The organism is uncultured Pseudomonas sp. (genome assembly GCF_913774235.1).
Classification (GTDB): domain Bacteria; phylum Pseudomonadota; class Gammaproteobacteria; order Pseudomonadales; family Pseudomonadaceae; genus Chryseomonas.
The window spans coordinates 97,986-123,781 of record NZ_CAJYDW010000020.1 but is presented as its reverse complement, the minus strand read 5'-3'; the positions used below and the strand labels follow the sequence as shown (position 1 = coordinate 123,781).

General features: G+C 66.4%; 29 protein-coding genes and 1 tRNA gene. 14 read left to right on the top strand and 16 right to left on the bottom strand.

What is annotated here, in order from left to right; genetic code table 11:
• Positions 1-43: 43 nt before the first annotated feature.
• From QZ471_RS23735 to QZ471_RS23715, 5 genes are all read right to left on the bottom strand, one after another.
• Positions 44-397 (bottom strand): hypothetical protein, encoded by a 354-nt coding sequence (locus QZ471_RS23735; protein ID WP_295468526.1) that lies wholly within the window; start codon positions 395-397, stop codon positions 44-46.
• A gap of 244 nt (positions 398-641) precedes the next feature.
• A tRNA-Phe gene (locus QZ471_RS23730) sits at positions 642-717 on the bottom strand.
• An 85-nt stretch (positions 718-802) separates the two neighbouring features.
• Positions 803-1,075 carry an oxidative damage protection protein gene (locus tag QZ471_RS23725; protein ID WP_295468524.1) on the bottom strand — a complete coding sequence of 91 codons (273 nt, stop codon included), beginning with the start codon at positions 1,073-1,075 and terminating at the stop codon, positions 803-805.
• Positions 1,072-2,136 carry an A/G-specific adenine glycosylase gene (gene mutY, locus QZ471_RS23720; RefSeq protein ID WP_295468522.1) on the bottom strand — a complete coding sequence of 355 codons (1,065 nt, stop codon included), beginning with the start codon at positions 2,134-2,136 and terminating at the stop codon, positions 1,072-1,074. Before mutY ends, QZ471_RS23725 begins: the two co-directional genes overlap by 4 nt.
• Entirely contained in the window at positions 2,133-4,358 is a 2,226-nt protein-coding gene (locus QZ471_RS23715; RefSeq protein ID WP_295468520.1) for an AsmA family protein, read from the bottom strand. Before QZ471_RS23715 ends, mutY begins: the two co-directional genes overlap by 4 nt.
• Before the next feature lie 296 nt (positions 4,359-4,654).
• On the opposite strand from QZ471_RS23715, the gene QZ471_RS23710 reads away from it, so the two are divergent.
• The 9 genes from QZ471_RS23710 to QZ471_RS23670 all read left to right on the top strand — a co-directional run bounded on the left by QZ471_RS23710 (position 4,655) and on the right by QZ471_RS23670 (position 12,134).
• Positions 4,655-6,319 (top strand): OFA family MFS transporter, encoded by a 1,665-nt coding sequence (locus tag QZ471_RS23710; RefSeq protein ID WP_295468518.1) that lies wholly within the window; start codon positions 4,655-4,657, stop codon positions 6,317-6,319.
• A gap of 141 nt (positions 6,320-6,460) precedes the next feature.
• Positions 6,461-7,054, top strand: coding sequence for an imidazoleglycerol-phosphate dehydratase HisB (gene hisB, locus QZ471_RS23705; RefSeq protein WP_007159790.1), 594 nt, complete (start codon positions 6,461-6,463; stop codon positions 7,052-7,054).
• On the top strand, positions 7,054-7,692 hold the full coding sequence (gene hisH, locus QZ471_RS23700) for an imidazole glycerol phosphate synthase subunit HisH (protein WP_295468514.1): 639 nt from the start codon (positions 7,054-7,056) through the stop codon (positions 7,690-7,692). Before hisB ends, hisH begins: the two co-directional genes overlap by 1 nt.
• On the top strand, positions 7,692-7,949 hold the full coding sequence (locus QZ471_RS23695) for a DUF2164 domain-containing protein (protein WP_295468512.1): 258 nt from the start codon (positions 7,692-7,694) through the stop codon (positions 7,947-7,949). Before hisH ends, QZ471_RS23695 begins: the two co-directional genes overlap by 1 nt.
• A gap of 33 nt (positions 7,950-7,982) precedes the next feature.
• Complete coding sequence (gene hisA / locus QZ471_RS23690) at positions 7,983-8,720, top strand: 1-(5-phosphoribosyl)-5-[(5-phosphoribosylamino)methylideneamino]imidazole-4-carboxamide isomerase (protein WP_058768511.1); 738 nt, start codon at positions 7,983-7,985, stop codon at positions 8,718-8,720.
• A 10-nt stretch (positions 8,721-8,730) separates the two neighbouring features.
• A complete protein-coding gene (gene hisF, locus QZ471_RS23685) occupies positions 8,731-9,513 on the top strand; it encodes an imidazole glycerol phosphate synthase subunit HisF (RefSeq protein WP_059228218.1) in 783 nt (260 codons plus the stop codon).
• A gap of 31 nt (positions 9,514-9,544) precedes the next feature.
• Positions 9,545-10,303: an ABC transporter substrate-binding protein gene (locus QZ471_RS23680; protein WP_295468509.1), complete on the top strand. Its 759-nt coding sequence runs from the start codon at positions 9,545-9,547 to the stop codon at positions 10,301-10,303.
• A gap of 52 nt (positions 10,304-10,355) precedes the next feature.
• Entirely contained in the window at positions 10,356-11,117 is a 762-nt protein-coding gene (locus tag QZ471_RS23675; RefSeq protein ID WP_295468507.1) for a transporter substrate-binding domain-containing protein, read from the top strand.
• A 255-nt stretch (positions 11,118-11,372) separates the two neighbouring features.
• Positions 11,373-12,134 (top strand): ABC transporter substrate-binding protein, encoded by a 762-nt coding sequence (locus tag QZ471_RS23670; protein WP_295468504.1) that lies wholly within the window; start codon positions 11,373-11,375, stop codon positions 12,132-12,134.
• 3 nt (positions 12,135-12,137) lie between these two features.
• Here the strand turns inward: QZ471_RS23670 and QZ471_RS23665 are convergent, their stop codons facing one another.
• The 4 genes from QZ471_RS23665 to QZ471_RS23650 all read right to left on the bottom strand — a co-directional run bounded on the left by QZ471_RS23665 (position 12,138) and on the right by QZ471_RS23650 (position 16,294).
• Positions 12,138-12,896, bottom strand: a complete 759-nt coding sequence (locus QZ471_RS23665) for a divergent polysaccharide deacetylase family protein (protein ID WP_295468502.1) — start codon at positions 12,894-12,896, stop codon at positions 12,138-12,140.
• Positions 12,893-14,236 carry a S41 family peptidase gene (locus tag QZ471_RS23660; RefSeq protein ID WP_295468500.1) on the bottom strand — a complete coding sequence of 448 codons (1,344 nt, stop codon included), beginning with the start codon at positions 14,234-14,236 and terminating at the stop codon, positions 12,893-12,895. Before QZ471_RS23660 ends, QZ471_RS23665 begins: the two co-directional genes overlap by 4 nt.
• 29 nt (positions 14,237-14,265) lie before the next feature.
• A complete protein-coding gene (locus QZ471_RS23655) occupies positions 14,266-15,549 on the bottom strand; it encodes a peptidoglycan DD-metalloendopeptidase family protein (protein WP_295468498.1) in 1,284 nt (427 codons plus the stop codon).
• Between the two features lie 133 nt (positions 15,550-15,682).
• Positions 15,683-16,294 carry an NAD(P)-dependent oxidoreductase gene (locus QZ471_RS23650; protein WP_295468497.1) on the bottom strand — a complete coding sequence of 204 codons (612 nt, stop codon included), beginning with the start codon at positions 16,292-16,294 and terminating at the stop codon, positions 15,683-15,685.
• Between the two features lie 180 nt (positions 16,295-16,474).
• Between QZ471_RS23650 and QZ471_RS23645 the strand changes: the two genes are divergently transcribed.
• Genes QZ471_RS23645 through secB form a run of 3 tightly spaced genes read left to right on the top strand, consistent with a single transcriptional unit; the run spans position 16,475 to position 17,686 of the window.
• On the top strand, positions 16,475-16,894 hold the full coding sequence (locus QZ471_RS23645; RefSeq protein WP_295468495.1) for a rhodanese-like domain-containing protein: 420 nt from the start codon (positions 16,475-16,477) through the stop codon (positions 16,892-16,894).
• A gap of 40 nt (positions 16,895-16,934) precedes the next feature.
• Entirely contained in the window at positions 16,935-17,189 is a 255-nt protein-coding gene (grxC, locus tag QZ471_RS23640; RefSeq protein WP_295468493.1) for a glutaredoxin 3, read from the top strand.
• A 32-nt stretch (positions 17,190-17,221) separates the two neighbouring features.
• Entirely contained in the window at positions 17,222-17,686 is a 465-nt protein-coding gene (gene secB / locus QZ471_RS23635; RefSeq protein WP_059228201.1) for a protein-export chaperone SecB, read from the top strand.
• Between the two features lie 44 nt (positions 17,687-17,730).
• Here the strand turns inward: secB and rarD are convergent, their stop codons facing one another.
• The 5 genes from rarD to QZ471_RS23610 form a co-directional block, all read right to left on the bottom strand.
• The gene (gene rarD, locus QZ471_RS23630) at positions 17,731-18,618 is read right to left on the bottom strand and encodes an EamA family transporter RarD (RefSeq protein WP_295468490.1); all 888 of its coding nucleotides are present in this window, start codon (positions 18,616-18,618) and stop codon (positions 17,731-17,733) included.
• A gap of 283 nt (positions 18,619-18,901) precedes the next feature.
• A complete protein-coding gene (locus tag QZ471_RS23625; RefSeq protein ID WP_295468488.1) occupies positions 18,902-19,876 on the bottom strand; it encodes a serine/threonine protein kinase in 975 nt (324 codons plus the stop codon).
• Positions 19,877-19,986: 110 nt separating this feature from the next.
• Positions 19,987-21,876, bottom strand: a complete 1,890-nt coding sequence (locus QZ471_RS23620; protein ID WP_295468486.1) for a PhoX family phosphatase — start codon at positions 21,874-21,876, stop codon at positions 19,987-19,989.
• Positions 21,877-21,941: 65 nt separating this feature from the next.
• The gene (locus tag QZ471_RS23615) at positions 21,942-22,679 is read right to left on the bottom strand and encodes a ComF family protein (RefSeq protein ID WP_295468484.1); all 738 of its coding nucleotides are present in this window, start codon (positions 22,677-22,679) and stop codon (positions 21,942-21,944) included.
• 59 nt (positions 22,680-22,738) lie between these two features.
• The gene (locus tag QZ471_RS23610) at positions 22,739-23,035 is read right to left on the bottom strand and encodes a hypothetical protein (RefSeq protein WP_059228193.1); all 297 of its coding nucleotides are present in this window, start codon (positions 23,033-23,035) and stop codon (positions 22,739-22,741) included.
• Between the two features lie 113 nt (positions 23,036-23,148).
• Here QZ471_RS23610 and QZ471_RS23605 point away from each other — a divergent pair, with 113 nt between their 5' ends.
• Positions 23,149-23,850, top strand: a complete 702-nt coding sequence (locus tag QZ471_RS23605; protein WP_295468481.1) for an alpha/beta hydrolase — start codon at positions 23,149-23,151, stop codon at positions 23,848-23,850.
• Here the strand turns inward: QZ471_RS23605 and QZ471_RS23600 are convergent.
• Complete coding sequence (locus QZ471_RS23600; protein WP_295469201.1) at positions 23,847-24,680, bottom strand: isocitrate lyase/phosphoenolpyruvate mutase family protein; 834 nt, start codon at positions 24,678-24,680, stop codon at positions 23,847-23,849. The genes QZ471_RS23605 and QZ471_RS23600 overlap by 4 nt on opposite strands.
• A 120-nt stretch (positions 24,681-24,800) precedes the next feature.
• Here QZ471_RS23600 and QZ471_RS23595 point away from each other — a divergent pair, with 120 nt between their 5' ends.
• A complete protein-coding gene (locus QZ471_RS23595) occupies positions 24,801-25,376 on the top strand; it encodes a cupin domain-containing protein (protein ID WP_295468479.1) in 576 nt (191 codons plus the stop codon).
• Here the strand turns inward: QZ471_RS23595 and QZ471_RS23590 are convergent.
• On the bottom strand, positions 25,373-25,795 hold the full coding sequence (locus QZ471_RS23590) for a DUF1810 domain-containing protein (protein WP_295468477.1): 423 nt from the start codon (positions 25,793-25,795) through the stop codon (positions 25,373-25,375). The two genes, QZ471_RS23595 and QZ471_RS23590, sit on opposite strands and share 4 nt — an antisense overlap.
• Position 25,796 lies beyond the last annotated feature (1 nt).

The window sequence follows — 25,796 nt, the reverse complement described above, 5'->3', positions numbered from 1 at the left end:
GGCGCTGCCTGGGCGTCTGAAGCGCCCGACAGCGCCCGCGACCTCAGTCGACCAGGGTCACCGGGCCGTGGTCGTCGCAATGGCCGTCGTGGACGTGGTGCAGGCGGCCATCCACCAGGTAGTCGACATGATCGCCATGGGGGACGGCTTCGTGGCCGCAATCGGGACCATGGACGTGATCGGCCGCATGGCCGCTGCTTTGGCCGTGGGTGCACTGGTCGGGATTGGTGGCACTGACGGCGAGGACGTGCTCGTCCACGTGATCGCCATGCATGTGGTGCAGGTGGCCGTCGTGAAGATAGTCGACGTGCCCGTCGTGCTCGATGGCGGTGTGTCCGCAATTCGGCCCATGTTGATGGCTGTGATTGGCGTGATGCTTGGCGCTGCAACTGCTCATGGTACTGACTCCGAAAGGGATTGCTGTTGGGGGACGCCAAACCATTACAAAGTCTGAAGTGGGTAGAGAGTCAAGGGTGCCAGGCGATTTTGAATCGAGAGCAAGGCCTCTGGCACGGGCGTTGGCGTGCTGGGAGGGGTGGGAAAGGGCAGGGCGCCAGTCCCAAATTGCACAGGCACAAAAAAACCGGCGCTAGGCCGGTTTCTCTGCTCTCCAGATGCCATTGCACCTTGGAGGTGTGTCTTGGTGCCCAGGGACGGAATCGAACCGCCGACACGGGGATTTTCAATCCCCTGCTCTACCAACTGAGCTACCTGGGCAACGGGGCGCATTAAAAGCGTTTCTCGACCTTGTGTCAACAGCGAGCCGAAAAAAATTTAGATTTTTCGGGCGCTTAGCGGTTGGTCAGGCGCTTGGTGGCACGTAACCCTCGGCCTGGGCGTAGTCTTCGCCGGAGAGGAACTTGTCCATCTCGGCCTGGAGGAACTTGCGATCCTCGGCGTTCATCATGTTCAGCCGACGCTCGTTGATCAGCATGGTCTGGTGTTTCTGCCACTCTTCCCAGGCCTGCTTGGAGACGTGCTGGTAGATGTCTTCGCCCTTGGCGCCGGGGTAGGGCGGACGGTCGAGGCCGGGCAGCCCCTGCTTGTGCTTGCGGCACATCACGGTGCGGGTCATGCGGATTCTCCTTTGAGCGCCTGCTCGGCGCGCTTGAGCAGTTTCTGCACCGGGGCGGCGAGGCCCAGGCGCGGCGGGGAGGCGAGGTTATACCAAAGCCAGTCCCCCTCGGCCACGGCGTGGCGGCGATGGTCCACCTGCACCAGCCAGGGTTCGATGGCCAGCTGGAAGTGGCTGAAGGTATGCACCAGGCCGGGCAGCGCCTGGCGTTCGTCGACGCTCAGGCCCTGGCGTTGGGCGAGGGCCAGGAGCTCGGCTTCGTCGGCCACTTCCGGTGGTCCCCAGAGGCCGCCCCAGAGACCGGTGGAAGGCCGACGCTGCAGCAGCACGGCGTTGTCGTCGTTGACGAACAGTGGCATCAGGGTGTGCCGCTGCGGCAGGGTCTTGCGCGGCTTGGACGCGGGGAAGTCGGTTTCCTGGCCCAGCAGATGGGCGCGGCAGCCGGGCTTGACCGGACACAGCAGGCAGCTGGGTTTGCTGCGGGTGCAGAGGGTAGCGCCCAGGTCCATCATCGCCTGGGTGTAGTGGCCCACCCGCTCGTGGGGCATCAATCGCTCGGCCACCTCCCACAGGCGCCGGGCCACGGCGGGTTCGCCCGGGTAACCGGGGGTGGCGGTATAGCGGGCCAGGACGCGCTTGACGTTGCCGTCGAGGATGGGCGCACGGATACCCAGGCTCAGGCTGGCGATGGCACCGGCGGTGGAGCGACCGATGCCGGGCAGCTCGGCCAGGGCCTCGACGCTGCGTGGGAATTCACCGCCATGGCGCTCGACCACGGTCTTGGCGGCCTTGTGCAGGTTGCGCGCACGGCTGTAGTAGCCCAGGCCGGTCCAGAGGTGCAGCACCTCGTCTTCGGGGGCGGCGGCCAGGGCCTCGACGGTGGGTAGGGCCTGCATGAAGCGGTCGAAGTAGCCCAGCACAGTGGCGACCTGGGTCTGCTGGAGCATGATCTCCGAGACCCAGACGCGATAGGGCGTCACGGCTTGCTGCCAGGGCAGGTCCTTGCGCCCGTGCAGGTCGTACCAGGCCAGTACGGCGGTACCAAAGGCGTCGTCAGTCATCGGCGTTGCAGCAGCCCTCGGATGGCGTTCTGGATGTCGGGGCTGATTTTATCACCGAGCTTCTCTTCGATTTTTTCGTTCAGACGATTGCCGGCGGCGCGGGCGATGATCTGGCCCATGGCCTCGCGATCCAGGCGGCAGGCCTTGGCACCCAGTTCCAGGGGGCCGCGGCACTGCAAGGGCCACTCGATGTCCGCATAGCGCTCGCCGACCTGGCAGCCAGGATCGGCAGCGGCATTGGTGTCGCCCTGTACGGTGATGCCGAGGCGGTAGTCGAGGCCGAGGGTGCGCAGGTCGATGTCGCCGCTGCCCTTCACCGCCAGGCCCGGCACGCTGACGCTCAGGTCCTGATTGCGCGCCACGCCATTGACGATGGTGAGGCTGCCACTCAGTTGGCGGAAGGGGGTGTTCTGGCCGCCATGGGGCAGCTCCAGCGGCTTGCGGTTGAGCAGGGCGATACCCTGGCACAGCTGGCTTTCCACGTTGGCGTCGATCAACTGGCCGTTGCGCAGGGCGAAGCGGGCGGTGCCGCCCAGATTGTCGATCAACGCGCGCTGGCTGGCGCCGCTGCTGCGCAGGTCGGCGTCCAGGTCGAGCAGGCCTTCCACCGGCGGCTTCTGCCCCTGGGCCTGGAGGATGCGTTCCACCGGCACGCCCTTGATGCGTTCCTGGGCGGTCAGTTGCGGCTGCGCGCCGCGTACGTCGAGGGCGCCGTTGGCCTGGAAGTGGCCACCGAAGAGTTCCCCTTCCAGAGCGCTCAGCTGCAGCTGGCCGGCGGCGGCCTTGGCCTTGAGGCTGGCGTTCTCGAAGGGCAGGCGGTTGAGGGTCAGGCCCTGCAGACTCAGGTCGACGTCGGCATCCAGGCTGCGCAGGCGCTCCACCGGTAGCAGCGTCTCCTGGCTCCAGGCGTGCTGGGTGGGGGCTTCCGGCAGCGGCGAGTTGCCCTGGGTGGCGGTGGCATCGACCTGGGCGACTTCCGCTTCCCGCGCCTGGTTGGCCTGACGCGCGGCGGCAGCCTTGGCCGGCAGGTAGCGGTCCAGGTCCAGGGTGTCGCCACTGAGCTGGACGCGCAGGGCGCGGCGGGCGATGTCGTCCAGGGCGACGCGGCCCTTGAGGGTGCTGTCGTCCAGGTTGAAGTTGAAGTCGTTCAGTACCAGGGCGTTGCGGCTGGCCTGCAGCTGGGCATTCATCTCGAAGCGTTGCAGGGTCTTGTCGTCGGCCATGGCCGGCAGCTCGACACCGATGCCGGTGAGGAAGGCGCGCAGGTCCAGGCGGGCGATGGATAGGCCGCCGGTCAATTGGGGCGCGGTTTCGAGACCGGTCAGCTTGAGATCGCCCAGGGCCTTGAGTTCGTTGGCGGTGAGCTTGAGGCTGGTCCATTCGGCGGTCTGGGCGCGACGGTCGACGGCCAACTGGCCGCTGGCGGAATAGTTGACCAGCTTGCCGTTGAAGGGCTCGCCCGTGGCGTCACCGGTGAGCTGGAGATTGTCCAGGGCGTATTGCTGGCTAGCCGGATCGAAGCGGAATTCGCCGCTGAGCTGCACGGTGGCGTTCACCGGCGGCTGGGTGGTGCTGGCGGTGCCGGCCAGCTTGAGTGGGATGGGCGTGCCGGCGTAGATGGCGCCGGTTTCCAGGTCGATGCCTTCGAAGGCGTAGCGGGCACCGCTCTGGGCATCGCTGTACTCGATGCGCGAGTTGCGCACGGTGAGACTCTCGACGTTGAGCTTGAGCGGCTGGCGAGCGCTCTTCGGCTCGGTGGGCGCCGAATCGTCGGCCGGGGTGTTGGCGGGCGTTTCGTGCTGGCCAGGCTGAGGGGCGGGGCGGCCGATCTCGGCCCAGTTGCTGCGGCCCTGATCGTCACGGCTGGCGGTGAGGTCCAGCCCGTCGATCTTGATGTCGCTCATCTCCAGGTCGCGGCGCAGCAGCAGCGGCAGCAGGCGCACCGAAAGGATCAGCCGCTGCACCTGGGCCAGCTGGCGGTCCGGGGTGGCGGCGCTGGCCAGGGTGGCGTCGTGCAGTTCGACGCCCAGCCAGGGGAACAGGCTCCAGCCGATGTCGCCCTTGAGCTGCAGGTCGACGTTGGCCTTGTCGCGCGCCAGCTGGCGAATCTCGTCCTTGTAGTCGTTGGGGTCGACCAGGTGGGTGAGGGCGAAGCCTACGGCGACCAGCAGGAGCAGCAGGCCGACGAGAACGATACCCAGCACTTTGGCGAAAGCTTTCATGGCGAGGAAATTCCTGTTCCGACGGGCGATGGCACGACTGGCCAGTATAAGGGCTTGGGCTGGCCCTGATGACATCGAGGTGTCGGGCCTGTGACAGCAGTGGTGATCCCCCGTTTCGTCGGACAACTGATGCCGCCCGTACCTTGCCAAATGAGAAAGGCTGGCAGTTGGCCAGGGGTGCGCTTTAATGTCGCGCACCTACAGTTGGTTGACGCCTTTTCTTTGACTCTTCCCCGTGGAGACGTGCAAGGAATGTCCACCGGCTTGCCGCTTTACACTCGAAAAGGGCTATACCCATGAGCAGTACTCTCACCGCTGGTGCCGGCGCCTCGCCGCAACCGGCCTTCCTGTCCAAGGAACGCATCGTTGCCAAGCCTGGCTTCAACCGCTGGCTGGTACCGCCGGCGGCGCTGGCCATCCACCTGTGCATCGGCATGGCCTATGGCTTCTCGGTGTTCTGGCTGCCGTTGTCCAAGGCCATCGGCATCACCGCCGCCGTGGCCTGCCCGGTGGAAATGGGCTTCTTCGAGCAGATCTTCAGCGCTACCTGCGACTGGAAGATCTCCCAGCTCGGCTGGATCTACACCCTGTTCTTCATCTTCCTCGGCTGCTCGGCCGCCCTGTTCGGTGGCTGGCTGGAGCATGCCGGTCCGCGCAAGGCCGGTGTCGTCTCGGCGCTGTGCTGGTGCGGTGGTTTGCTGATCTCCGCTCTGGGCATCTACACCCATCAGATCTGGATGCTGTGGCTGGGTTCGGGGGTGATCGGCGGTATCGGTCTGGGCCTGGGCTACATCTCGCCGGTGTCGACCCTGATCAAGTGGTTCCCGGACAAGCGCGGCATGGCCACTGGCATGGCGATCATGGGCTTCGGTGGCGGCGCCATGGTGGGTGCTCCCCTGGCCGATGCCCTGATGCGTCACTTCGCTTCGGCCACCGAAATCGGTGTCTGGCAGACCTTCCTGGTCATGGCGGTGATCTACTTCGTCTTCATGATGAGCGGCGCCCTGGGCTACCGCGTACCGCCGACTGGCTGGAAGCCCGCCGGCTGGACGCCTTCCACCAAGAAGGCCGGCAGCAACATGATCACCAATCGCCACGTGCACGTGAGCAAGATCTGGGGCATCCCGCAGTTCTGGCTGGTCTGGGCCGTGCTGTGCCTGAACGTCACCGCTGGTATCGGTATCCTCGGCATGGCGTCGCCGCTGCTGCAGGAAGTCTTCGGTGGTCGTCTGCTGGGCAATGGGCTGACCTACGGTGAACTCAGCGCCGACCAGCTCAAGCAGATCGCCGCCATCGCCGCCGGCTTCACCGGTCTGCTGAGCCTGTTCAACATCGGCGGGCGCTTCTTCTGGGCATCCTTCTCCGATTACATCGGCCGCAAGATGACCTACTTCGTCTTCTTCACCCTGGGCTTCGTGCTCTATGCCATCGTGCCCTGGACCGGTCACCTGGGCAGCGTGGCGCTGTTCGTCTTCGCCTTCTGCCTGATCCTGTCCATGTACGGCGGCGGTTTCGCCACCGTGCCGGCCTACCTCGCCGACCTGTTCGGTACCCAGATGGTCGGCGCCATCCACGGTCGCCTGCTCACCGCCTGGGCCGCCGCCGGCGTCTTCGGTCCGGTGCTGGTCAACTACCTGCGCGAATACCAGCTGAGCATGGGCATCCCCCGCGCCCAGGTGTACGACATCACCCTGTACATCCTGGCCGGCCTGCTGGTGCTGGGCTTCATCTGCAACCTGCTGGTGCGTCCGGTCGCCGACAAGCACTTCATGACCGAAGCCGAACTCGCCGTCGAGCGCGCCAAGAGCCATGACAGCAGCGCCGGCAGTGTCCAGGTACTGGAATGGAGCGCCGATCCCAAGACCAAGCCGCTGGCCATCGCCGCCTGGCTGGCCGTAGGCATCCCGCTGGCCTGGGGTATCTGGATCACCCTGCAGAAAACTGCCGCGCTGTTCAGCTAACTACTCGTTCAGCTCAGCGGCAGCGGGCGCCCGAAGAGGGCGCCCCTCGCGGTGGGACGCCCGTCCCGCCGCGCTTTCGATCCAGCCCCCGCGCGCCTATAATATCGGCCCTTTCGCCCACCGATTTTCGCGGAGCAGGCTATGGCCGAACGCAAGGCAACCGTCGAGCGCAACACCCTGGAAACCCAGGTCAAGGTATCCCTGGACCTGGATGGCACTGGCGCAGCGCGCTTCGACACCGGGGTGCCCTTCCTCGAGCACATGCTCGACCAGATCGCCCGCCACGGCCTGATCGACCTCGACATCCACTGCCGCGGCGACCTGCACATCGACGACCACCATACGGTGGAAGACATCGGCATCACCCTCGGCCAGGCCTTCGCCAAGGCCGTTGGCGACAAGAAGGGCATCCAGCGCTACGGCCATGCCTATGTGCCCCTGGACGAAGCCCTGTCGCGCGTGGTCATCGACTTTTCCGGCCGGCCCGGGCTGCACTGGAACGTGCCCTTCACCCGCGCCACCGTGGGCCGCATGGACGTCGACCTCTTCCTCGAATTCTTCCAGGGCTTCACCAATCACGCCCAGGTGACCCTGCACGTCGACAACCTGCGTGGCGTCAACAGCCACCACCAGATCGAGACGGTGTTCAAGGCCTTCGGCCGCGCCCTGCGCATGGCCCTCGCCGAGGACCCGCGCATGGCCGGTGTCATGCCCTCCACCAAGGGGTGCCTGTGATGCAGACGGTAGCCGTCATCGACTACGGCATGGGCAACCTGCACTCCGTGGCCAAGGCCCTGGAGCACGCCGGTAGCCATCAGGTGCTGGTGACCGGCGATCCCGCGGTGATCCGCGAGGCGGACCGCATCGTGCTGCCCGGCGTCGGTGCCATCCGCGACTGCATGGCCGAGATCCGCCGCCAGGGCATCGATGAGCTGGTGCGCGAAGTCAGCCAGGATCGACCCTTCCTCGGCGTCTGCGTCGGCATGCAGGCGCTGATGCAGCGCAGCGAAGAGAACGGCGGCGTGGATTGCATCGGCCTGTTCCCCGGCGCCGTGCGGCGCTTCCCGGGCGGCATGCAGGAAGAGGGCGAGGCCCTCAAGGTGCCACACATGGGCTGGAACGAGGTCAGCCATGTGCTCGACCATCCGCTCTGGCACGCCATCCCCGATCGCGCCCGCTTCTATTTCGTCCACAGTTTCTATGTCGAGGCCGGCAATCCGCGCCAGGTGGTCGGTCGCGGTCGCTACGGCCTGGACTTCGCCGCCGCCCTGGCCGACGGCTCGCGTTTCGCCACCCAGTTCCACCCCGAGAAGAGCGCCGACTGCGGTCTGCAGCTCTATGCCAACTTCCTCGCCTGGGACGGCCGCTGGTAATGGCGCGCAAGCCGCCCGCGCCGCTGGTGACGCTCGAGCCCGAGCAGACCCAGCGGCTGGTCACGGCCTTGCAAAGCCTGCTGGACGATAGCTTCGAGGTCCGCCTGGGGCGTTTCGAAGTCGAGGAACTGCTGGATTTCTTCGCCCGCGAGTGCGGGCCGCTGTACTACAACAAGGCGGTTGCCGACGTGCAGGCCCTGCTCAGGGAACGCGTCGACAGCCTGGAAAGCGACATCTGGGCGCTGGAAAAGCCCTAGATCGCCCTCACCCCGAGAGCCCAAGGTATTGCCATGCTGATCATCCCCGCCATCGACCTCAAGGACGGCGCCTGTGTCCGCCTGCGCCAGGGGCGCATGGAAGACTCCACCGTATTCTCCGACGATCCCGTGGCCATGGCCGCCCAGTGGGTCGACGGCGGCTGCCGCCGGTTGCACCTGGTCGATCTCAACGGCGCCTTCGAAGGCCAGCCGGTCAACGGCGAGGTGGTCACCGCCATCGCCAAGCGCTATCCCGGCCTGCCGATCCAGATCGGCGGCGGCATTCGCTCGCTGGAGACCATCGAGCACTATGTCCGCGCCGGCGTCAGCTACGTGATCATCGGCACCAAGGCGGTCAAGCAGCCGGAATTCGTTGGTGAGGCCTGCCGCGCCTTCCCCGGCAAGGTCATCGTCGGCCTGGATGCCAAGGACGGTTTCGTCGCCACCGACGGCTGGGCCGAGGTCAGCGAGCTGCAGGTCACCGACCTGGCCCGCCGCTTCGAGGCCGATGGCGTCAGCGCCATCGTCTACACCGACATCGCCCGCGACGGCATGATGCAGGGCTGCAACGTCCCGGCCACCCGCGCCCTGGCCGAAGCCACCAGCATCCCGGTGATCGCCTCCGGCGGCATCCACAACCTGGGTGACATCCAGAACCTGCTCGACGCCCGCAGCCCGGGCATCATCGGCGCCATCACCGGCCGGGCGATCTACGAGGGTACCCTCGACGTCGCCGAAGCCCAGGCGCTGTGCGACAACTTCAAGGTCTGAGGACGCAGTCATGGCGCTGGCGAAACGCATCATCCCCTGCCTGGACGTGGACAATGGCCGCGTGGTCAAGGGCGTCAAGTTCGAGAACATCCGCGATGCCGGCGATCCGGTGGAGATCGCCCGCCGCTACAACGAGCAGGGCGCCGACGAGATCACCTTCCTCGACATCACCGCCAGCCACCAGGGCCGTGACACCACCCTGCACACCGTGGAACGCATGGCCAGCCAGGTGTTCATCCCGCTGACCGTGGGCGGTGGCGTGCGCACCGTGCAGGACATCCGCAACCTGCTCAACGCCGGCGCCGACAAGGTCTCGATCAACACCGCGGCGGTCTTCACCCCCGAATTCGTCGGCGAAGCCGCGGCGCGCTTCGGCTCCCAGTGCATCGTGGTGGCCATCGACGCCAAGCGCGTCAGCGGCCCTGGTGAAACCCCGCGCTGGGAGATCTTCACCCATGGCGGGCGCAAGCCCACCGGCCTCGATGCCGTGGCCTGGGCACAGAAGATGGAAGGCCTGGGCGCCGGCGAGATCCTGCTCACCAGCATGGACCAGGACGGCATGAAGAACGGTTTCGACCTGGGCGTGACCCGCGCCGTGAGCGAAGCCGTGGGCATCCCGGTGATCGCCTCCGGTGGCGTCGGCAATCTGCAGCACCTGGCCGACGGCATCCTCGAGGGCAAGGCTTCTGCGGTGCTGGCCGCCAGCATCTTCCATTTCGGCGAATGCACCATTCCCGAGGCCAAGCGGTATCTGGCCGAAAAAGGGATTGTGATACGCTCCGCAAAATCTTGAATACCGGCGGTGCCGGCGGGGAGTTGGGGGCGTGCGCAAGGGATTCTGGGCCGGCTTGGTAGGGCTGCTGTTGTTGACGACGGCAGCGAAGGCGGAGCTTCCCGCTGGCTACCAACTGACGTTATTGACCGAGAACTTCCCGCCCTACAACTTCGCGGTGGATGGCAAGAACTTCGCCCGCGAGGACAACCTCAAGGGCATCGCCGTCGACATGGTCCGCGAGATGTGCCAGCGCGCCGGCATCTCCTGTAGCCTGACCCTGAGATTTCCCTGGGAGCGCATCTACGGCACGGCACTGAACCAGGTCGACCATGGCGTCTTCGTCACCGCCCGCCTGCCCGAGCGCGAGGCCCTGTTCAAATGGGTCGGCCCCATCGGGCCGGACGACTGGGTGCTGTTCGGCCGTCCCGATAGCCGTCTGCAGGTCCGCAGCCTGGATGATGCCCGCAAGCAGCAACTCAAGATTGGCGCCTACAGGGGCGACGCCATCGCCGACAGCCTAGTGCAGCAAGGCTTCACGCCGGAACTGGCGCTGCGCGACCAGGAAAACGTGCAGCGCCTGCTCAAGGGGGAGATCGATGTCTGGGCCACGGGCGATCCCGCGGGTCGCTACCTGGCCCGCCAGGAAGACGTCAGCGGACTCAAGACCTTGCTGCGCTTCAACAGTGGCGAGCTGTTCCTCGCCCTGAACAAGCAGACCCCCGACGAAGTGGTGCAAAAACTGCAGAAGGCGCTCGACGAAATGCGCCAGACGGGCGAAGTGCAGAACATCTTCAATCGTTACCTGTAAGGTCGTCCGGCCGGGCCGGCCTGGGATCGAGCGGTCGCTCAAGGAGAGGGAAATGCGCAAGTCGTGGTTGAGTATCGCGGGTGCTCTGCTGAGTTGCACCCTGGCACTGGGTACGGCGCGGGCGGAGTTGCCGCCGGGGTATCGCGTCGTTCTGCTGACCGAGAACTTCCCACCGTTCAACATGGCGGTGGATGACAAGAATTTCGCGCGGGACGAGGCCATCGACGGGATCAGCACCGACCTGGTGCGCGAGATGTTCAAGCGCGCCAAGATCGATTACAACCTGTCGCTGCGCTTTCCCTGGGATCGTATCTACAACCTGACGATGGACAGCCCCAACTACGGCCTTTTCTCCGTTTCCCGTACCGAGGCGCGGATACCGCTGTTCAAGTGGGTAGGCCCCCTGGGCAAGACGCGCAAGGTGTTCATGGCGCTGCCGGGCAGCACCGTCAAGGTGCCCGACATGGCCGCTGCGGCCAAGCTGCGCGTGGGCGCCTACAAGAACTCCGCGGTGAGCCTGATGATCCAGGAGAAGGGCATCGTCCCCATCGACGCCCTGCGTGATCAGGAGAACATCGCCAAGCTGCAGAAGGGCGAGATCGACGTCTGGGCCACCACCGACGTGGTTGCTCGCTACCTGGCCAAGCAGCAGGGCGTGAGCAATCTGCAGACGCTGCTGAGCTTTCAGGAGTCCGACCTCTACCTGGCGCTGAACAAGGATACCCCCGACGAGGTGGTGACCCGCCTGCAGCAGGCCCTCGACGCCATGCGCCAGGAAGGCGTGGTCGACAGCGTTACCAACAACTACCTCTGAGCCAGCGGCGACCATCGGTCGCGCCAGGGCGGCAGCAAGTCGTTCGGAGTCGGCCCAGGCAGCATGACCATGCTAATGATGGCACCTGGCTTGCTACCTGGCCCGAGCGGGGCCTGACAAGGGGCTCGCAGAGGGCTCGGTCGCCGGATCGAGCGGGATAGGCAACCATCGCAGTGGCAGCAGCGGGACGGAGGTAGCGGTCCTGGGGGTGGCGCGCGGCGAAAAATCGACCTTCGAGGCGATTAGGGAGTAGCGATGCGAACGAGCGTGTTGCGTCTGGCCGCTGTACTGCTGGGTTGCGTCCTGGGCACGACCCAGGTCCACGCCGAACTGCCGGAAGGCTATCGGGTGGTGCTCTTCACCGAGAACTTCCCGCCGTTCAACATGGCGGTGGACGGGAAGAACTTCGCACGGGACGAGGCCATCAATGGCATCAGCACTGACCTGGTGCGTGAGATGTTCAAGCGCGCCAAGATCGATTACAACCTGTCACTGCGTTTTCCCTGGGATCGCATCTACAACCTCACGCTGGAAAACGCCAACTACGGCATCTTCTCCACCACCCGCACGCCCGAACGCGAGGGTCTGTTCAAGTGGGTGGGTCCCCTGGCGACCAGTTCCTGGGTGGTGATGGCGCCGCAGAACAGCAACATCACCGTCAGCGACGTCAAGGACCTGGGCAAGTACCGCGTCGGCGCCTACAAGAACGATGCCGTCAGTCTCTTCCTTGAGGGCCAGGGCCTCATGCCGATCAATGCCCTGCGCGACCAGGAGAATGTGGCCAAGCTGCAGTCGGGACAGCTGGACCTCTGGGCCACCACCGATCCGGTCGGCCGCTACCTGGCCAAGCAGGCCGGCGTCAGCAATCTCAAGATCGTGCTGCGCCTGCGGGAGGCGACGCTGTACCTGGCGTTGAACAAGGACACCCCCGACGAGGTGGTGAATCGCCTGCAGCAGGCGCTGGATGCCATGCGCCAGGAAGGCGTGGTCGAGCGCATCACCAGGAACTACCTCTGATCGCTAGCGATAGAGCCCGTCGCGCCCGTGGCCGGCCATGGCGCGATTGGCACGCAGGGCGATCATCTGCGGCAGGTCGATGATTTCCACGCCCTGGGCCTTGAGGCCAGGCAACTGCTGGGCGAGCACGGCCAGGGTCGCCGGATGCGGATGGCCGATCAGTACGGCGCTGCCCTGGCGTCTTGCCAGACGCACCCCTTCGGCCAGCTGCGCGGCAACCGCCGCCGGCGTCGCTTCGTTATCCAGGAAGACATCGCGCGAGGCGCTGGCCAGGCCGATCTTCTGGGCTTCCGCCGCGGCGACCGTAGCGGCGCTGGTGCGACTGTCGAGAAACAGCAGGTGGCGCTCCTGCAGGACCTGCATCAGCTCTGCCATGGCCGGCCGGTCGGCGGTCATGCGGCTGCCCTCGTGATTGTTCACCCCATCCGCCTCGGGTACCCGCTCCAGGGCGCGATCCAGGCGTTGCAGGCGCTCGGCCGACGCCATTTCCGGATGCCAGGCATAGGGTCCGCCGGCCGGGTCCATGGGCAGGTGCAGCAGCACCGTGCGACCGGCGCGATGGGCCTCGGCGGCCAGCTCCGCGGCGTGCTGGGTCTCGGGAATGATCGCCAGCACCACCGGCGCCGGAAGGGCCAGCACCTGGCGATCCCGCGCCAGATTCTGGCCGAGATCGTCGATGACGATGGTCAGGCGGGCGGGGTCGGCGTGGGCGAAGCTACTGGCCGCGAGGACCACGGCCAGTAGCCAGGCGCGCAGCCTCACGGCGTATGGGTGACGTTCAGTCCCTTGAGCAGCGACAACGCCTGGGACAGCTGGAAGTCGTCATCCTGCGGCCGCGGACTCTGGTTGGGGGCCTTGCTGCCGGTGGGCCGATCGGCGCCGCCATTGCCATTGCCCAGGTGGCCGGCGAGGTCCGCTTCGCGGAAGTACTCGTCGCCACCGCTCTGGGGCGTGACCTTGGCCGGCGCCACGGCGATGTCCGGGGTGATGCCCTGGGCCTGGATGGAGCGGCCGCTCGGCGTGTAGTAAAGCGCCGTGGTGAGCTTGAGGGCGCGGTCGTTGTTGAGCGGCAGCACCGTCTGCACCGAGCCCTTGCCGAAACTGTCGGTGCCCATGAGGATGCCACGCTTGGAGTCCTGCAGGGCGCCGGCGACGATCTCCGCCGCCGAGGCGCTGCCGCCGTTGATCAGCACCACCAGGGGTACCTTCTCGCTGGGGTCGGCGGCATCCGCCGAGAAGCGCAGTTCGGAATTGGGCAGGCGGCCCTTGGTGTAGACGATCAGGCCATGGGTCATGAAGGCGTCGGCAACCTCGACCGCCGCCTGCAGGACGCCACCCGGGTTGTTTCTCAGGTCGAGCACCAGCCCCTTGAGCTTGCCCTTGTTCTCCTGGCGCAGCTTGTTCAGCGCCTTGACCGTTTCCTCGCCGGTGTTGACCTGGAACTGCGAGATGCGCAGCAGGCCGTAGCCCGGCTCGAGCAACTGGCTCTTGACGCTGTTGACCTTGATCACCGCCCGCGCCAGCTTGACGTCGAACGGCTGGCCGCCCCCGCGGACGATGGTCAGCACGATGGGGCTGCCGGGCTTGCCGCGCATCTTGTCGACGGCCTCGTTGATGGCCAGGCCCTTGGTGGGCTGGCCATCGATCTTGACGATCAGGTCGCCCGGCTGCAGGCGCGCCTTGGCCGCCGGGGTGTCGTCGATGGGCGAGACCACCTTGATGAAGCCGTTTTCCTGGCCGACTTCCAGGCCCAGGCCGCCGAATTCACCACTGGTGGTTTCCTGCAGTTCGGCGAAGTCCTTGGGTTCGAGGTAGGCCGAGTGCGGGTCCAGGTTGCTGAGCATGCCCTTGATGGCGTTCTCCAGCAGGACCTTGTCCGAGACCGGCTCCACGTAGGCGGCCTTGATGCGATCGAACACCTCGGCGAAGGTGCGCAGCTCGTCCAGGGGCAGCGGAGCGCTGGCCGGGGCATCGCTGGCGGTGCCCGGGGCGACCGGGGTCACGGCCGCCGGCGTACTCTGCGGCGATTGCGCCTGGACGACTCCGACGCCACCGAACAACAGGGCGAGGACCAGGACGGTGGGACGAAAGCGATGCGGCATGTGCAGCTCCTAAACCGGGGTGTGTCGCGCTATCCCTGAGCACGACACCAGATGACCGGGTCCGTCGGGCGACCCTGTTGGCGAATGGCGAAATACAAGGCGGAGGCTTCCTGACCGCCGCTGGCACCGACGGTCGCGATGGCATCTCCAGCCTTGACCACGTCACCCGCAGACTTCAGCAGGCTCTGATTATGTCCATACAGGCTGAGATAGCCATTCCCATGATCGATGATAACCAGTTGGCCGGCGCCTCTTAGCCAGTCGGCGAACACCACCCGACCGTCGTGCACCGCCTTGACCCGGGTACCCGCGCCGGCGGCGATCAGCACGCCGTCCCATTTCGCCCGGGGATCGTCGCCGCGGGGGCTGCCGAAGCGCGCCACCAGGCGACCGTCGACCGGCCAGGGCAACTTGCCCCGGGCATTGGCGAAGGCACCGCCAAACGCAGGTGCTGCACTAGACACCGCTATCTCCGGGGCGTTCGAGCTGCGCGGGGCTTTCGTGTCGCTTTCCGCCTGGCGCCGCGCAGCGTCCCGAGCGGCCAGCGCCCGGGCTTCGGCCAACTGGCGCTGGCGAGCTTCCTCGGCCTCGCGGGCCTGGCGGGCAAGGGTTTCCTCGATGGTCTTGAGCACCTTGTTCAGCGCCGCCTGATCCTGCTCGCGGGCCTGGATCTCGCGACTCTTGTCGCGGTAGTCGTCGTTGATCTTGGCCAGCGCCGCCTGGCGTTCCTTGCGCACCTCGGCCAGTTCCGCCTGGCGCTTCTCCAGGTCCTCGCGGCGGGCGACCAGTTCGCCCTGTTCCTGCTGGATACCCTGTTCCACCTCGCGCAGTTCGCGCAGGGTGTCGTTGAAGGTGGCGAGCTGATCCAGCCGGGTGCGGTTCAGGTAGTTGTAGTAGGTGAGGGTACGACTGACCTTTTCGGGATGCTCCTGGTTGAGCAAGAGCTTCAGGTATTCCTGGCGCCCGCTCTGGTAGGCGGCGCGGATCTGCACGGCGATCAGTTGCTGTTGTTCAGCGCGGGACTGGTCGAGCTTCTTCTTGCGCCCGTCCAGCTCTTGCAGCTTTTTTTCGCCGTTCTCCAGCTGCTTCTGCAGCGAGTCCACCTGCTTTTCCAGCTCGCCCAGCTGGGTTTCGGTGCCCTGCAGCTGCTTCTGCACGCTGGACTTCTCGGCCTGCACCTGCTTGAGCACCTTCTGCATTTCCTGGATTTCCCGGCGAGTCTGCTCGATCTGCCGCTGGGTTTCGGCGCGATCGTCGGCCAGGGCAGGGGCGAGGACGCTGGCTAACAGGAGAAAGGCGAGAACACGGCGCATGCGAGGTCGTACATTGCGAGGGCGAAGCCCCTAGTATGCCCGTCACATCCGGCAAAAAAAACGGCAAGGCGCGCCGTTCAGCGTTCACGGCCCGACCTGGCGGCCAGGCTGCGAACGGGGGAGCATTTCTATTCTAGTAGCCGATCGTGAAGCGGGTGCGGTGATGAGCGGGCCGTTCGACCTCATCCAGCAGGGCCATGGCGTAGTCCTCGTAGGAAATATGGCTGTTGCCGGCGGCATCGAACAGCAAGGCGTCGCGGCCCAGGCGGAACTGGCCGGTGCGCTCACCGGCGGCGAAGACCATCTGCGGGCTGACGAAGGCCCAATCCAGATCCTGGACGTCGCGCAGCGCCTCCAGGGTGGCGATGCCGGCGCCGGCCTCGGTGCGGTACTCGGCGGGGAAGGCGGGGGCGTCGAACAGCCGCGAGCCGTCCGGCAGGTTCAGGCTGGCCGCGCCGCCGACCACTAGCAGGCGCGGAATGCCGGAGGCGCGGGCGAAGGCGACCAGGGTGGCCGGGGGCACGTCGGCGAATCTCAGGCTGCTGATCAGCACCTCGCAACCGGCCAGGGCGCGGGCGGTTTCCGGGTTGGCGACATCGCCGGCAGCGACGGTCAGGCCAGGCCGGGGAGCCAGGCGGGCAGGGTCGCGGACCAGGGCGGTGACCTGGTGACCGCGGGAAAGGGCTTCGGCGAGCAGGCGGCTGCCGACATTGCCGGTGGCGCCGAGCAGAGCGATGGAGGTCATGGCGGGATCCTGGTGATGAAGGGAATCCCAGCCTAGCCAGAGCGCTGCGACCGGCCAAGCAGGCAGTTCGCGGTGTGCTGGTTACCTGGCGATAACCCTCTGGCGGCCAGGGTATGGCGCCACCGGGGGGCTGTGTATACTGGCCGGCATTTTTAGCCCTTCTTGGATAGCTCCTTCATCATGGAATTTCTCGGTCGGGTGGTCGAATTCGCCACCCATCATCCGCTGCTCGTCGCCGCCTTCCTCGCCATCGTCGCCCTGATGCTGTTCAACGAGACCCGCCGGGGCGGTCGTAGCCTGTCCACCAGCGAGCTCACCACCCTGCTCAATCGCGAAGAGGGCGTGGTGCTCGACATCCGTCCGAGCAAGGACTTCGCCGCCGGGCATATCGTCGGCGCGCTGAACATCGCTCAGGAGAAAGTCGCCAGCAGCCTGTCTCTACTGGAGAAGCACAAGGCCAAGACCCTGATCGTGGTGGACAGTGCCGGCCAGCAGGCCGGTGCCGTGTGCGGCGACCTGCAGAAGGCCGGCTTCACCGCCGCGCGTCTGAACGGCGGTATCGCCACCTGGCGCGCAGAGAATCTGCCCCTGGTGAAGTGAACCCTTGCGTGGCCGCAGCCTCGGCCACTGGAGACCGCGTATGACCGACGTCGTCATCTATACCAGTGCCTGGTGCCCCTATTGCCATCGTGCCAAGCACCTGCTCGATCGCAAGAACGTGGCCTACCGGGAAATCTCCGTCGACGGCCAACCGGCCCTGCGTAGCGAGATGGCCCGCAAGGCCGGCCGCACCAGCGTGCCGCAGATCTGGATCGGCAGCACCCATGTCGGCGGTTGCGACGATCTCTATGCCCTAGACCGAAGCGGACGCCTCGATCCGCTGCTGTTCGCCTGACCAACACTCACGTCATCACTCAAGGCCCTACCATGACCGATCAAGCCAACGGCGCCCAGGAAGACGGCGCCCAGTTCTCCCTCCAGCGCATCTACATCCGCGACCTGTCCTTCGAGGCGCCCAAGAGCCCCGAGATCTTTCGCCAGGACTGGCAGCCCAACGTCAACCTGGACCTGGCCACCCGCCAGAAGACCCTGGGCGACGACTTCCACGAAGTGGTGCTGACCCTGACCGTGACCGTCAAGAACAAGGAAGAGACCGCCTTCATCGCCGAAGTGCAGCAGGGTGGCATCTTCCTGATCAAGGGCCTGGACGCCGCCTCCATGGCTCACGCTCTGGGCGCCTTCTGCCCCAACATCCTGTTCCCCTACGCCCGTGAGGCGCTGGACAACATGGTGGTGCGCGGCTCCTTCCCGGCGCTGATGCTGCAGCCGGTGAACTTCGACGCCCTGTACGCCCAGGAACTGGCGCGCATGCAGACCGCCGGCGAAGCCTGATCGGCTCACCGCGGTATCGAACGCCCCTTGCCAGGGGCGTTCTGCTATCTGGCCTTCAGCTTGCGGCTGGCACGCCAGAGATCGAAGCTGAACACCGCCAGCCCGGTCCAGATGCAGAGGAAGGCGAACAGCCGCTCGCGTGGGAAGGGCTCGCCATAGAGCCAGACCGCTTGGATCAGTACCAGGGTCGGGGCGATGTACTGCAGGAAGCCCAGGGTGGAATACGGCAGCTTGCGCGCCGCGGCGTTGAAGCACAGCAGCGGAATCAGGGTGATGGGTCCGCAGAGCACCACCAGCAGGCCCAGCGACGACTGCCAGGTCGACGCCTGCAGACTCACGCCCTGGGTCAGTAGCGGCAAGGCGATCAGCGCGACCGGCACCAGCATCCAGCTCTCCACCACCATGCCGGGTAGGGCGGCTACCGGTGTCTGCCTGCGCACCAGGCCGTAGAAGGCGAAGGTCAGCGCCAGCGCCAGGGAGACCCAGGGCAACTGGCCCAGCGTCCACAGCTGTTGCGCCACGCCCAGTACCGCCAGGCCCACGGCGAGCCATTGCAGGGGGCGCAGCCGCTCGCGCAGGATCACCAGGGCGAGCAGGATGTTGACCAGCGGGTTGATGTAGTAACCCAGGCTGGCCTCCACCACGTGAGCATTGTTCACCGCCCAGATGTAGACCAGCCAGTTGCAGGCCACCAGGGCGCCGGACAACGCCAGCCAGGCCAGCCGCCGCGGATGGGCGCGCAGCTCTGCCCACCAGCCGCGGTGCCGCCAGACCATCAGCAGCAGGGCGCTGAACAGGGCGGACCAGAGGATGCGCTGGAACAGGATCTCGATGGACGGCAGCGCCGCCAGCAGCTTGAAGAACAACGGAAACAAGCCCCACAGCCCGTAGGCGGTGAGGCCCAGGGCATAACCCTGGCGCAAGGCAGACATGGAAGGTCCTTAGGCAGGCAACGTTCTTGTCCGGGCAGGATAGCGCAAGGGGCGGTGGGATGTTGGGGTGAGGAGGTGCGCTTGTGGTGTGACTGTCGAGACGGTCGATCGCGGCCATGGGCCGCTCCTACAGAGGGTGATGCTTTTGTAGGAGCGGCCCATGGCCGCGATCAGTGTTGTAGCCTGGAAAACGACGCAGTCTTTTCCACCGGAGAAGTCTTCACGAGGCCTACCCTCACCCCGGCCCTCTCCCAGAGAGAGAGGGGGTATTCGAGCGCCCAGGCTAGAACAGTCGCAAGGGCGCCTCGTCCAGGGCCGCGCGTTGTTCGCGCAAGGTGAGGATCTGGTCGCCCCAATAGCGTTCGCTGCCGAACCAGGGAAAGCTCTTGGGAAAGGCCGGGTCGTCCCAGCGGCGCGCCAGCCAGGCGCTGTAGTGCATCAGCCGCAGACTGCGCAGGCCTTCGATCAGCGCCAGCTCGCGCGGTTGGAAGTCGTGGAACTCCTCGTAGCCGTCCATCAGTTCGGAGAGCTGCGTCAGCCGCTCCTGGCGATCACCGGCCAGCAGCATCCAGAGGTCCTGCATGGCCGGGCCGTGACGGCAGTCGTCGAGATCGACGATGTGGTAGGCGTCGTCGCGGCAGAGCAGGTTGCCCGGATGGCAATCGCCGTGCAGGCGGATGACGTCGTAGCTGACGCCCTCGAAGAGTTCGTCGAGACGCAGCAGCAGATCACGGGCCACCGACTCGTAGGCGGGCAGCAGGCTCTTGGGAATGAAGTTGCCGGTCAGCAGGGTATCCAGGGAGGCATGGCCATAGCTCTGGACGTCCAGCGTCTCGCGGTGCTGGAAGGGGCGGCTGGCGCCTACCGCGTGCAGCCGGCCGAGCAACTGGCCCAGGCGATGCAACTGGTTGAGATCGCCTGGCTCCGGCGCCCGGCCGCCGCGGCGGGGGAAGAGGGCGAAGCGGAAACCGGCATGCTCGAACAGCGTGCGGCCCTCGCGCTGCAGCGGTGCCACCACGGGCACCTCGCGTTCTTCCAGCTCCGCGGAAAAGGCGTGTTCTTCGAGAATGGCCGCGTCCGTCCAGCGGTCCGGGCGATAGAACTTGGCGATCAGCGGGGTCTCGCCCTCGATGCCGATCTGATAGACGCGGTTCTCGTAGCTGTTGAGGGCCAGGACGCGGGCATCGCTGAGATAACCCAGGCTTTCGATGGCGTCGATGACCAGGTCGGGACTCAAATTGTCGAACGGATGGGACATGGCGCGCTCCTCGGTCACGGGGGACGATGGCGATTGCCACCCTGCATCCGGGAGATGCTAGCGCATGCCCGAGCCTCGTGGCCAAGGCTCGGGTGCTATCCGCCCGCCGGTCAGGCGCCGATCACGCCGCCGTCTTCCCGGGTGATGACCATCACCGAGGAGCGTGGCTGGCCGTTCGGCTGTTGTTCCGGGAACTGGGAGCCGCCTTCCTCGCCTGGGTGCTGGATGCCGACGAACATCGTCCGGTAGTCCGGCGAGAAGGCCAGGCCGGTGACCTCGCAACCCACGGGTCCGACCAGGAAGCGGCGCAGCTCGCCGCTACGGGGATCGGCGCAGAGCATCTGGTTGTTGCCCATGCCCTCGTAGTCGCCCTTGTTGCTGTACTTGCCGTCGGTGAGCACCCACAGCCGGCCGGCGGCGTCGAAGCCCAGGCCGTCGGGGCTGTTGAACATGTTCTCCGCATTGATCTGCGACGAGCCGGCTTCCGGCTTGCCCGGATGCACCTTGGGATTGCCGGCGATGACGAACAGGTCCCAGTTGAAGGTCAGGGCGGCGGCATCGTCACCGTCTTCGCGCCAACGCACGATCTGACCATAGAGGTTGTTGGCGCGGGGGTTGGGGCCGCCCACTGGCATGCCGTCCTCGCCGCGCTTGGTGTTGTTGGTCAGGGTGCAATAGACCTGGCCGTCCTTGGGGCTGACGGCGATCCACTCGGGACGGTCCATGCGCGTGGCGCCGACCTGGGTGCCGGCCTGGCGGGCGTGGATCAGTACCACGGCCTGGCTGGGGAAGCCATTGGCGGCGGTCAGGCCGTTCTCGCCATGCACCAGCGGCAACCACTGGCCGCGGCCCTTGGGGCGGTTCGGATCATGGTCACCCTCGTCGAAGCGGGCGACGTAGAGGGTGCCGTGGTCGAGCAGGTCGCGATTGGCCTTGGGGTCGTCCTGCAGGCGGTCGCGGCTGACGAACTTGTAGATGAATTCGCCGCGTTCGTCGTCGCCCATGTAGACCACCACGCGGCCGTCGCGGGTGCGGGTAAGGGCGGCGTTCTCGTGCTTGAAGCGGCCCAGGGCGGTGCGCTTGACCGGCTTGGCCTGGGGATCGAAGGGGTCGATCTCGGTGATCCAGCCATGGCGGTTGAGCTCGTTGGGATTCTGCGCCAGGTCGAAGCGATCGTCGTGCAGGTGCCAGTCATTCTCCACGCTGGCGTGCTTGACGCTGTATCTCTTCTGGGCGGCATCGAACTTCAGCTCGGCGTTGCGGCTGCCGAAGACGTCGGTGAAGTTCTCTTCGCAGGTCAGGTAGGTATGCCAGGGTGTGGCGCCACTGGAGCAGTTCTGGAAGGTGCCCAGCACCTCGCGTCCCGCCGGATCGGCGGCGGTCTTGAGCAGGTCATGGCCAGCGGCCGGACCGCTGATGGCGATGGGCGTGTTGCCGTGGATGCGTCTGTTGTAGGGCGAACCCTGGACGAAGTGCCACTGGCCGTCCACGCGCTTCACCTCGATCACCGAGACGCCCTCGGCAGCCTGGGCCTTGCGGGTGTCTTCCAGGGACTTGGGCGGCGTGCCGTGGCTGAGCAGGTAGCGATAGTTGGTGTATTCGTTGTTGATCGCCATCAGCGCCCGATCCGGATCGTCCGGGAAGGGGAAGAAGGCCATGCCGTCGTTGTTGTCGCCGAATTGCACGGCCTGGTCGGCGGCGCTGGGGCTGCCGTCGGGGCGGAAGGCCGGGCCATCGGTGTGCAGCGGCTGGCCCCAGCTGATGAGCACGCTGGCGCGATAGCCAGGCGGTACCACCAGGGTATCGGCGGTGGAGGCCGGGATGTTGGCGAAGCCGATCAGCGGATCGCCGTTGGCTGCACTTACCGCGTCGGCGAGGGCGCTACGGCCGAGCAGGCCGCCACCCAGGAACAGGGCGGCGCCGGCCAGGGCCCCGGCGCCGATGAAGCGGCGCCGGCTGAGATGGACGAGGCGTTCGAGATCGGTCTGTTCGCTGTGCATGCTTAAGGTTTCCTTACGGTGTGCAGGCGAGGCTAGTCAGACTGGATGACGTTTTGGTGACATCGCTATTCCCCGGGTGGCGGTGTCCGGGCCAGGCAATAGACATCGACCCGCCGAACCCCGGCACGCTTGAGCAGGCGTGCCAGACTATCCGCAGTGGCGCCGGTGGTGAGCACGTCGTCCACCAGGGCCAGATGGCGACCGGTCAGCTCGGCCTCACTCACCAGGGCGAAGGCCTGCTTGAGATTGCGTCGCCGCTCGCTGGCGGTAAGGCCCTGCTGGCTGTGCTGTTCCTGTACCCGTTGCAAGAGCTTGGCGTTCACCGGCAGTCCCAGCGGCTTGCCGAGCCAGTCGGCCAGCAGCGCGGCCTGGTTGAAGCCGCGCTGACGCAGCCGCTGCGGTGACAGCGGTACCGGCAATAACAGTTCCGGCCGCGGCTGGCCTTCGTCGAACAGGTGCTGCAGATGACGGGCCAGCAGTGCCCCGGCCAGCCGTCCGAGGCTGCCCTGGTCGCGGTGCTTGAAGGCGTTGATCAGGCTGTCGACCGGAAAGGCATAGCGCCAGGGCGCCAGCACCTGGTCGAAGGCCGGCGAGTCGGCGAGGCAGCCGCCGCAGATGAGACCGTCCACCGAGAGTGGCAAGGCGCAGCGTTGGCAGTGGGCGCCGAGCCAGGGCAGCTCGGTCTCGCAGCCTTCGCACAGGGCCAGGCCGGGCGGTAGCCAACTGGCACAGAGGGCGCAGGAGGTTCCAGGCCGTAGACGCTGCCAGTGGCGCTTCAGGTAGTGTTGAACGGGCTTGAGCATATCGGCATCCGTGCCGAGAACGAGCCGCTACTGTGCCAGGCCGAGGACCTGCTCACCAGTCAGCCGCGGATCAGCCAGCTCATCACCATCAGGCCGAGGATCAGCCAGATAACGCCGCCGACGATCGAGCGGGCCATGAAGGCGCGCACCGCGGCGTAGAGCAGCAGCAGGCCGATGGCGAGGACGACGAAGCTGATGTAGGAGTCGTCCATGCCGATGGAGCGCGCCATGCCATGGAGAAAGTCGTGCACGGCGTCGGCGATGCCGCCGAGGACCGAGCCGAAGAGGTCGATGATGAAGCGGATGACCTGGCCGAGCGCGGCGCCGAGCCAGTCGAAGAAGCCTTCAGTACGCATGGATGTTTCCGAATCCTTGGCAATGTCCCTTGGAACCCGCAAAGCCCGCCGGGTTCGCCAGCGATCCGCGCTACACTGCGCGTTTTCCGCCGCACCCTTCAAGTCCCTGCGAAATGACAACCACCCCTGCCTTGCCCCTGGTCCTGCTCCCCGGCCTGCTCTGTGACGAGCGTCTCTGGACCACTCAAGCGGCCGACCTGGCCGCTACCTGTGCCGTGCACATCCCCGATCTCACCCGCGACGCCAGCATCGCCGGCATGGCCCAGCGAGTACTGGCCGAGGCGCCGCCACGCTTCGCCCTGGGGGCGCTGTCCATGGGCGGCTACGTGGCCTTCGAGATCCTGCGCCAGGCGCCGGAGCGCGTGGCGCGGCTGGCCCTGTTCGACACCATGGCCAGTCCGGATGGCGAGGCGCGCGCCGCCCAGCGCCGGGCCATGCTCGAACTGGCCGAGCGTGGCCGTTTCCTCGGCATCAGCCCGCAACTGCTGCCGCGACTGATCCATGCCTCGCGCCTGGGCACCCCGGTCGCCGATACCGTGGTGGCCATGGGCAAGGCGGTGGGCAAGGCGGCCTTCCTGCGCCAGCAACAGGCGATCATCGAGCGGCCCGATTCGCGCCCGACCCTGGCCACCATCCAGGTGTCGACCCTGGTCGTGGTCGGCGCCCAGGACCAACTCACCCCACCCGCCGAAGCCGAGCTGATGCATCGCGGCATCCAGGGTTCGCGGCTGGTGGTGCTGGATGACTGCGGTCATCTGCCACCGCTGGAATTGCCGGAGCGCACCACGGCGCTGCTGCGGGAGTGGCTGGGCTAGTCCTGCGAGCCCTCCGGTGCGAGCAGGGCGGCCAGCGTAGCGCCTGGAATGGCCTCCTTGGCATAGCTGAAGGTGCCTTGGGTACGCACCTCCTGGGCCGCTCTGAGCAAGGCCCCGAAGGCGGCGCGGGCGAAGGAGCCGCCCACGCTGATCCTGCGCACCCCTACGGCAGTGAGTTCCGCGACGGAAAACGTCGGACCGGCCAGTCCCATGACCACGTTCACCGGCTTGTCGACCGCCGCGCAGACCATCCTGATCGATTCCAGGTCCGGCAAGCCCGGTGCATAGAGGACGTCCGCTCCCGCCGCTGAGAAGGCCTGCAGGCGTCTGATGGTGTCATCCAGATCCGGGCGCCCGCACAGGTAATTCTCGGCACGCGCCGTTAACAGGAAGGAGCGGTTCCGCACGGCCTCCGCAGCGGCCTGGATACGCTCCACCGCCAGGGAAAAGTCATAGAGCGGTCTGGTGGGATCACCGCTCGCGTCCTCGATGGAGCCGCCGACCAGGCCCACGTCACAGGCCAGGCGCAGGGTCTCGGCACAGGTTTCCGGCGCCATACCGAACCCCGCCTCCAGGTCAGCCGATACCGGTAGGTGGGTAGCGGCGACGATTTCCGCGGCATTGGCCAGCAGTTCTTCACGGCTGAGCGTAGCGCTGGAGTCGCGCTTGCCCTTGGCGAAGGCGTAGCCGGCGCTGCTGGTGGCCAGGGCCTCGAAGCCTAGACTGGTCAGCAGTCGTGCGGAGCCGGCATCCCAAGGGTTGGGGATGACGAAGGCATCTTCCCTGGCATGCAGGTGCTGGAAGCGAGCGTACTTCTCTCGTCGGTCCATCATGGGCGCTCCTTATGTAGACGGCAGGAAACTATAGCCAGGGAAAGTTACGCCCCGTCCAGTATCAGGAACCCCGACGCCAGGGCGGCCTCCATTGGCAAAGCCCTGGAGAAAAGCACCATGCCTCGCCAACGCTCCCTGTCCATCCTGTCCCTGGTGCTGGGCCTGGCGCCCACTGTCCTGGCCCTGGCCGCTCCAGTCGCCGCCGACGAGCCCGAGCGCCTGTACTTCGCCGACGACGGCATCATCCCCAACAGCCGCTTGCCGGTGCTGCTCTATCGCCAGGTTCCTCTGTCGGGTGACGACCAAGCAACGGCGCTGGAACGGCTATTTGCCGCCCATGACTGGCCGCCGCAGTGGCGCTACGGTGTCTACAGCTACCACCACTACCACCCCAACGCCCATGAAGTCCTCGGTGTGGCCCGGGGCGAGGCGACCCTGCGCCTGGGGGGCGAGCAGGGGCAGGACGTGAGTGTGGCAGCGGGCGATGTGCTGGTGCTGCCGGCGGGGACCGGCCATCGCAGTCTGGAATCCAGCGCGGATTTTCTGGTGGTAGGGGCCTATCCGCCTGGCCAGGAAGATTTCATCACCCAGCGCGCCGATCCGGCGGCCCATGCCCGATCACTGGAGCTGATCGTCCAGGTGCCCTTGCCGGCGACCGATCCCGTGACTGGCCGCGAGGGACTCTGGCGTTAGCAGAGCCGCTCCAGGGTCGCCTCGTCCGGCTGGCCGGCGAAGAAGGTCTTCAGGGCCTGGCGAAAGGGCTCGGGATCTTCGGCCACGGCGGCGAAGAGGGTCAGGCTGGAGTGGAACTTGAGGTCGTCCGGTTGCCCGAACAGCGCCGTGGCGGATTGCTCGGGATGCGCCAGCGCTGCCGCGGTGATCTCCCGCAGCCGTGGTCCCAGCAGGGGATGCGCCAGATAGGCGCTGGCCTCTTCGCGGGAGGCGATAGCGTAGCGCTGCGCCGTGTCGCTGCGACCGAGTCCCTGGATCTGCGGGAAGACGAACCACATCCAGTGGCTGCGCTTGCGACCGGCGCGGATCTCCGCCAGGGCGGTCGCGTAGGTGCTGGCCTGGGCGTCGATGAAGCGTTGCAGATCGTGGGTGGCGGGCATG

Coding starts and splice junctions, on each gene's coding strand:
- QZ471_RS23735 (WP_295468526.1), bottom strand. CDS start 397: ATGAGCAGTTGCAGCGCCAAGCATCACGCCAATCACAGCCATCAACAT.
- QZ471_RS23725 (WP_295468524.1), bottom strand. CDS start 1,075: ATGACCCGCACCGTGATGTGCCGCAAGCACAAGCAGGGGCTGCCCGGC.
- mutY (WP_295468522.1), bottom strand. CDS start 2,136: ATGACTGACGACGCCTTTGGTACCGCCGTACTGGCCTGGTACGACCTG.
- QZ471_RS23715 (WP_295468520.1), bottom strand. CDS start 4,358: ATGAAAGCTTTCGCCAAAGTGCTGGGTATCGTTCTCGTCGGCCTGCTG.
- QZ471_RS23710 (WP_295468518.1), top strand. CDS start 4,655: ATGAGCAGTACTCTCACCGCTGGTGCCGGCGCCTCGCCGCAACCGGCC.
- hisB (WP_007159790.1), top strand. CDS start 6,461: ATGGCCGAACGCAAGGCAACCGTCGAGCGCAACACCCTGGAAACCCAG.
- hisH (WP_295468514.1), top strand. CDS start 7,054: ATGCAGACGGTAGCCGTCATCGACTACGGCATGGGCAACCTGCACTCC.
- QZ471_RS23695 (WP_295468512.1), top strand. CDS start 7,692: ATGGCGCGCAAGCCGCCCGCGCCGCTGGTGACGCTCGAGCCCGAGCAG.
- hisA (WP_058768511.1), top strand. CDS start 7,983: ATGCTGATCATCCCCGCCATCGACCTCAAGGACGGCGCCTGTGTCCGC.
- hisF (WP_059228218.1), top strand. CDS start 8,731: ATGGCGCTGGCGAAACGCATCATCCCCTGCCTGGACGTGGACAATGGC.
- QZ471_RS23675 (WP_295468507.1), top strand. CDS start 10,356: ATGCGCAAGTCGTGGTTGAGTATCGCGGGTGCTCTGCTGAGTTGCACC.
- QZ471_RS23670 (WP_295468504.1), top strand. CDS start 11,373: ATGCGAACGAGCGTGTTGCGTCTGGCCGCTGTACTGCTGGGTTGCGTC.
- QZ471_RS23660 (WP_295468500.1), bottom strand. CDS start 14,236: ATGCCGCATCGCTTTCGTCCCACCGTCCTGGTCCTCGCCCTGTTGTTC.
- QZ471_RS23655 (WP_295468498.1), bottom strand. CDS start 15,549: ATGCGCCGTGTTCTCGCCTTTCTCCTGTTAGCCAGCGTCCTCGCCCCT.
- QZ471_RS23650 (WP_295468497.1), bottom strand. CDS start 16,294: ATGACCTCCATCGCTCTGCTCGGCGCCACCGGCAATGTCGGCAGCCGC.
- QZ471_RS23645 (WP_295468495.1), top strand. CDS start 16,475: ATGGAATTTCTCGGTCGGGTGGTCGAATTCGCCACCCATCATCCGCTG.
- grxC (WP_295468493.1), top strand. CDS start 16,935: ATGACCGACGTCGTCATCTATACCAGTGCCTGGTGCCCCTATTGCCAT.
- secB (WP_059228201.1), top strand. CDS start 17,222: ATGACCGATCAAGCCAACGGCGCCCAGGAAGACGGCGCCCAGTTCTCC.
- rarD (WP_295468490.1), bottom strand. CDS start 18,618: ATGTCTGCCTTGCGCCAGGGTTATGCCCTGGGCCTCACCGCCTACGGG.
- QZ471_RS23625 (WP_295468488.1), bottom strand. CDS start 19,876: ATGTCCCATCCGTTCGACAATTTGAGTCCCGACCTGGTCATCGACGCC.
- QZ471_RS23620 (WP_295468486.1), bottom strand. CDS start 21,876: ATGCACAGCGAACAGACCGATCTCGAACGCCTCGTCCATCTCAGCCGG.
- QZ471_RS23615 (WP_295468484.1), bottom strand. CDS start 22,679: ATGCTCAAGCCCGTTCAACACTACCTGAAGCGCCACTGGCAGCGTCTA.
- QZ471_RS23610 (WP_059228193.1), bottom strand. CDS start 23,035: ATGCGTACTGAAGGCTTCTTCGACTGGCTCGGCGCCGCGCTCGGCCAG.
- QZ471_RS23605 (WP_295468481.1), top strand. CDS start 23,149: ATGACAACCACCCCTGCCTTGCCCCTGGTCCTGCTCCCCGGCCTGCTC.
- QZ471_RS23600 (WP_295469201.1), bottom strand. CDS start 24,680: ATGGACCGACGAGAGAAGTACGCTCGCTTCCAGCACCTGCATGCCAGG.
- QZ471_RS23595 (WP_295468479.1), top strand. CDS start 24,801: ATGCCTCGCCAACGCTCCCTGTCCATCCTGTCCCTGGTGCTGGGCCTG.
- QZ471_RS23590 (WP_295468477.1), bottom strand. CDS start 25,795: ATGCCCGCCACCCACGATCTGCAACGCTTCATCGACGCCCAGGCCAGC.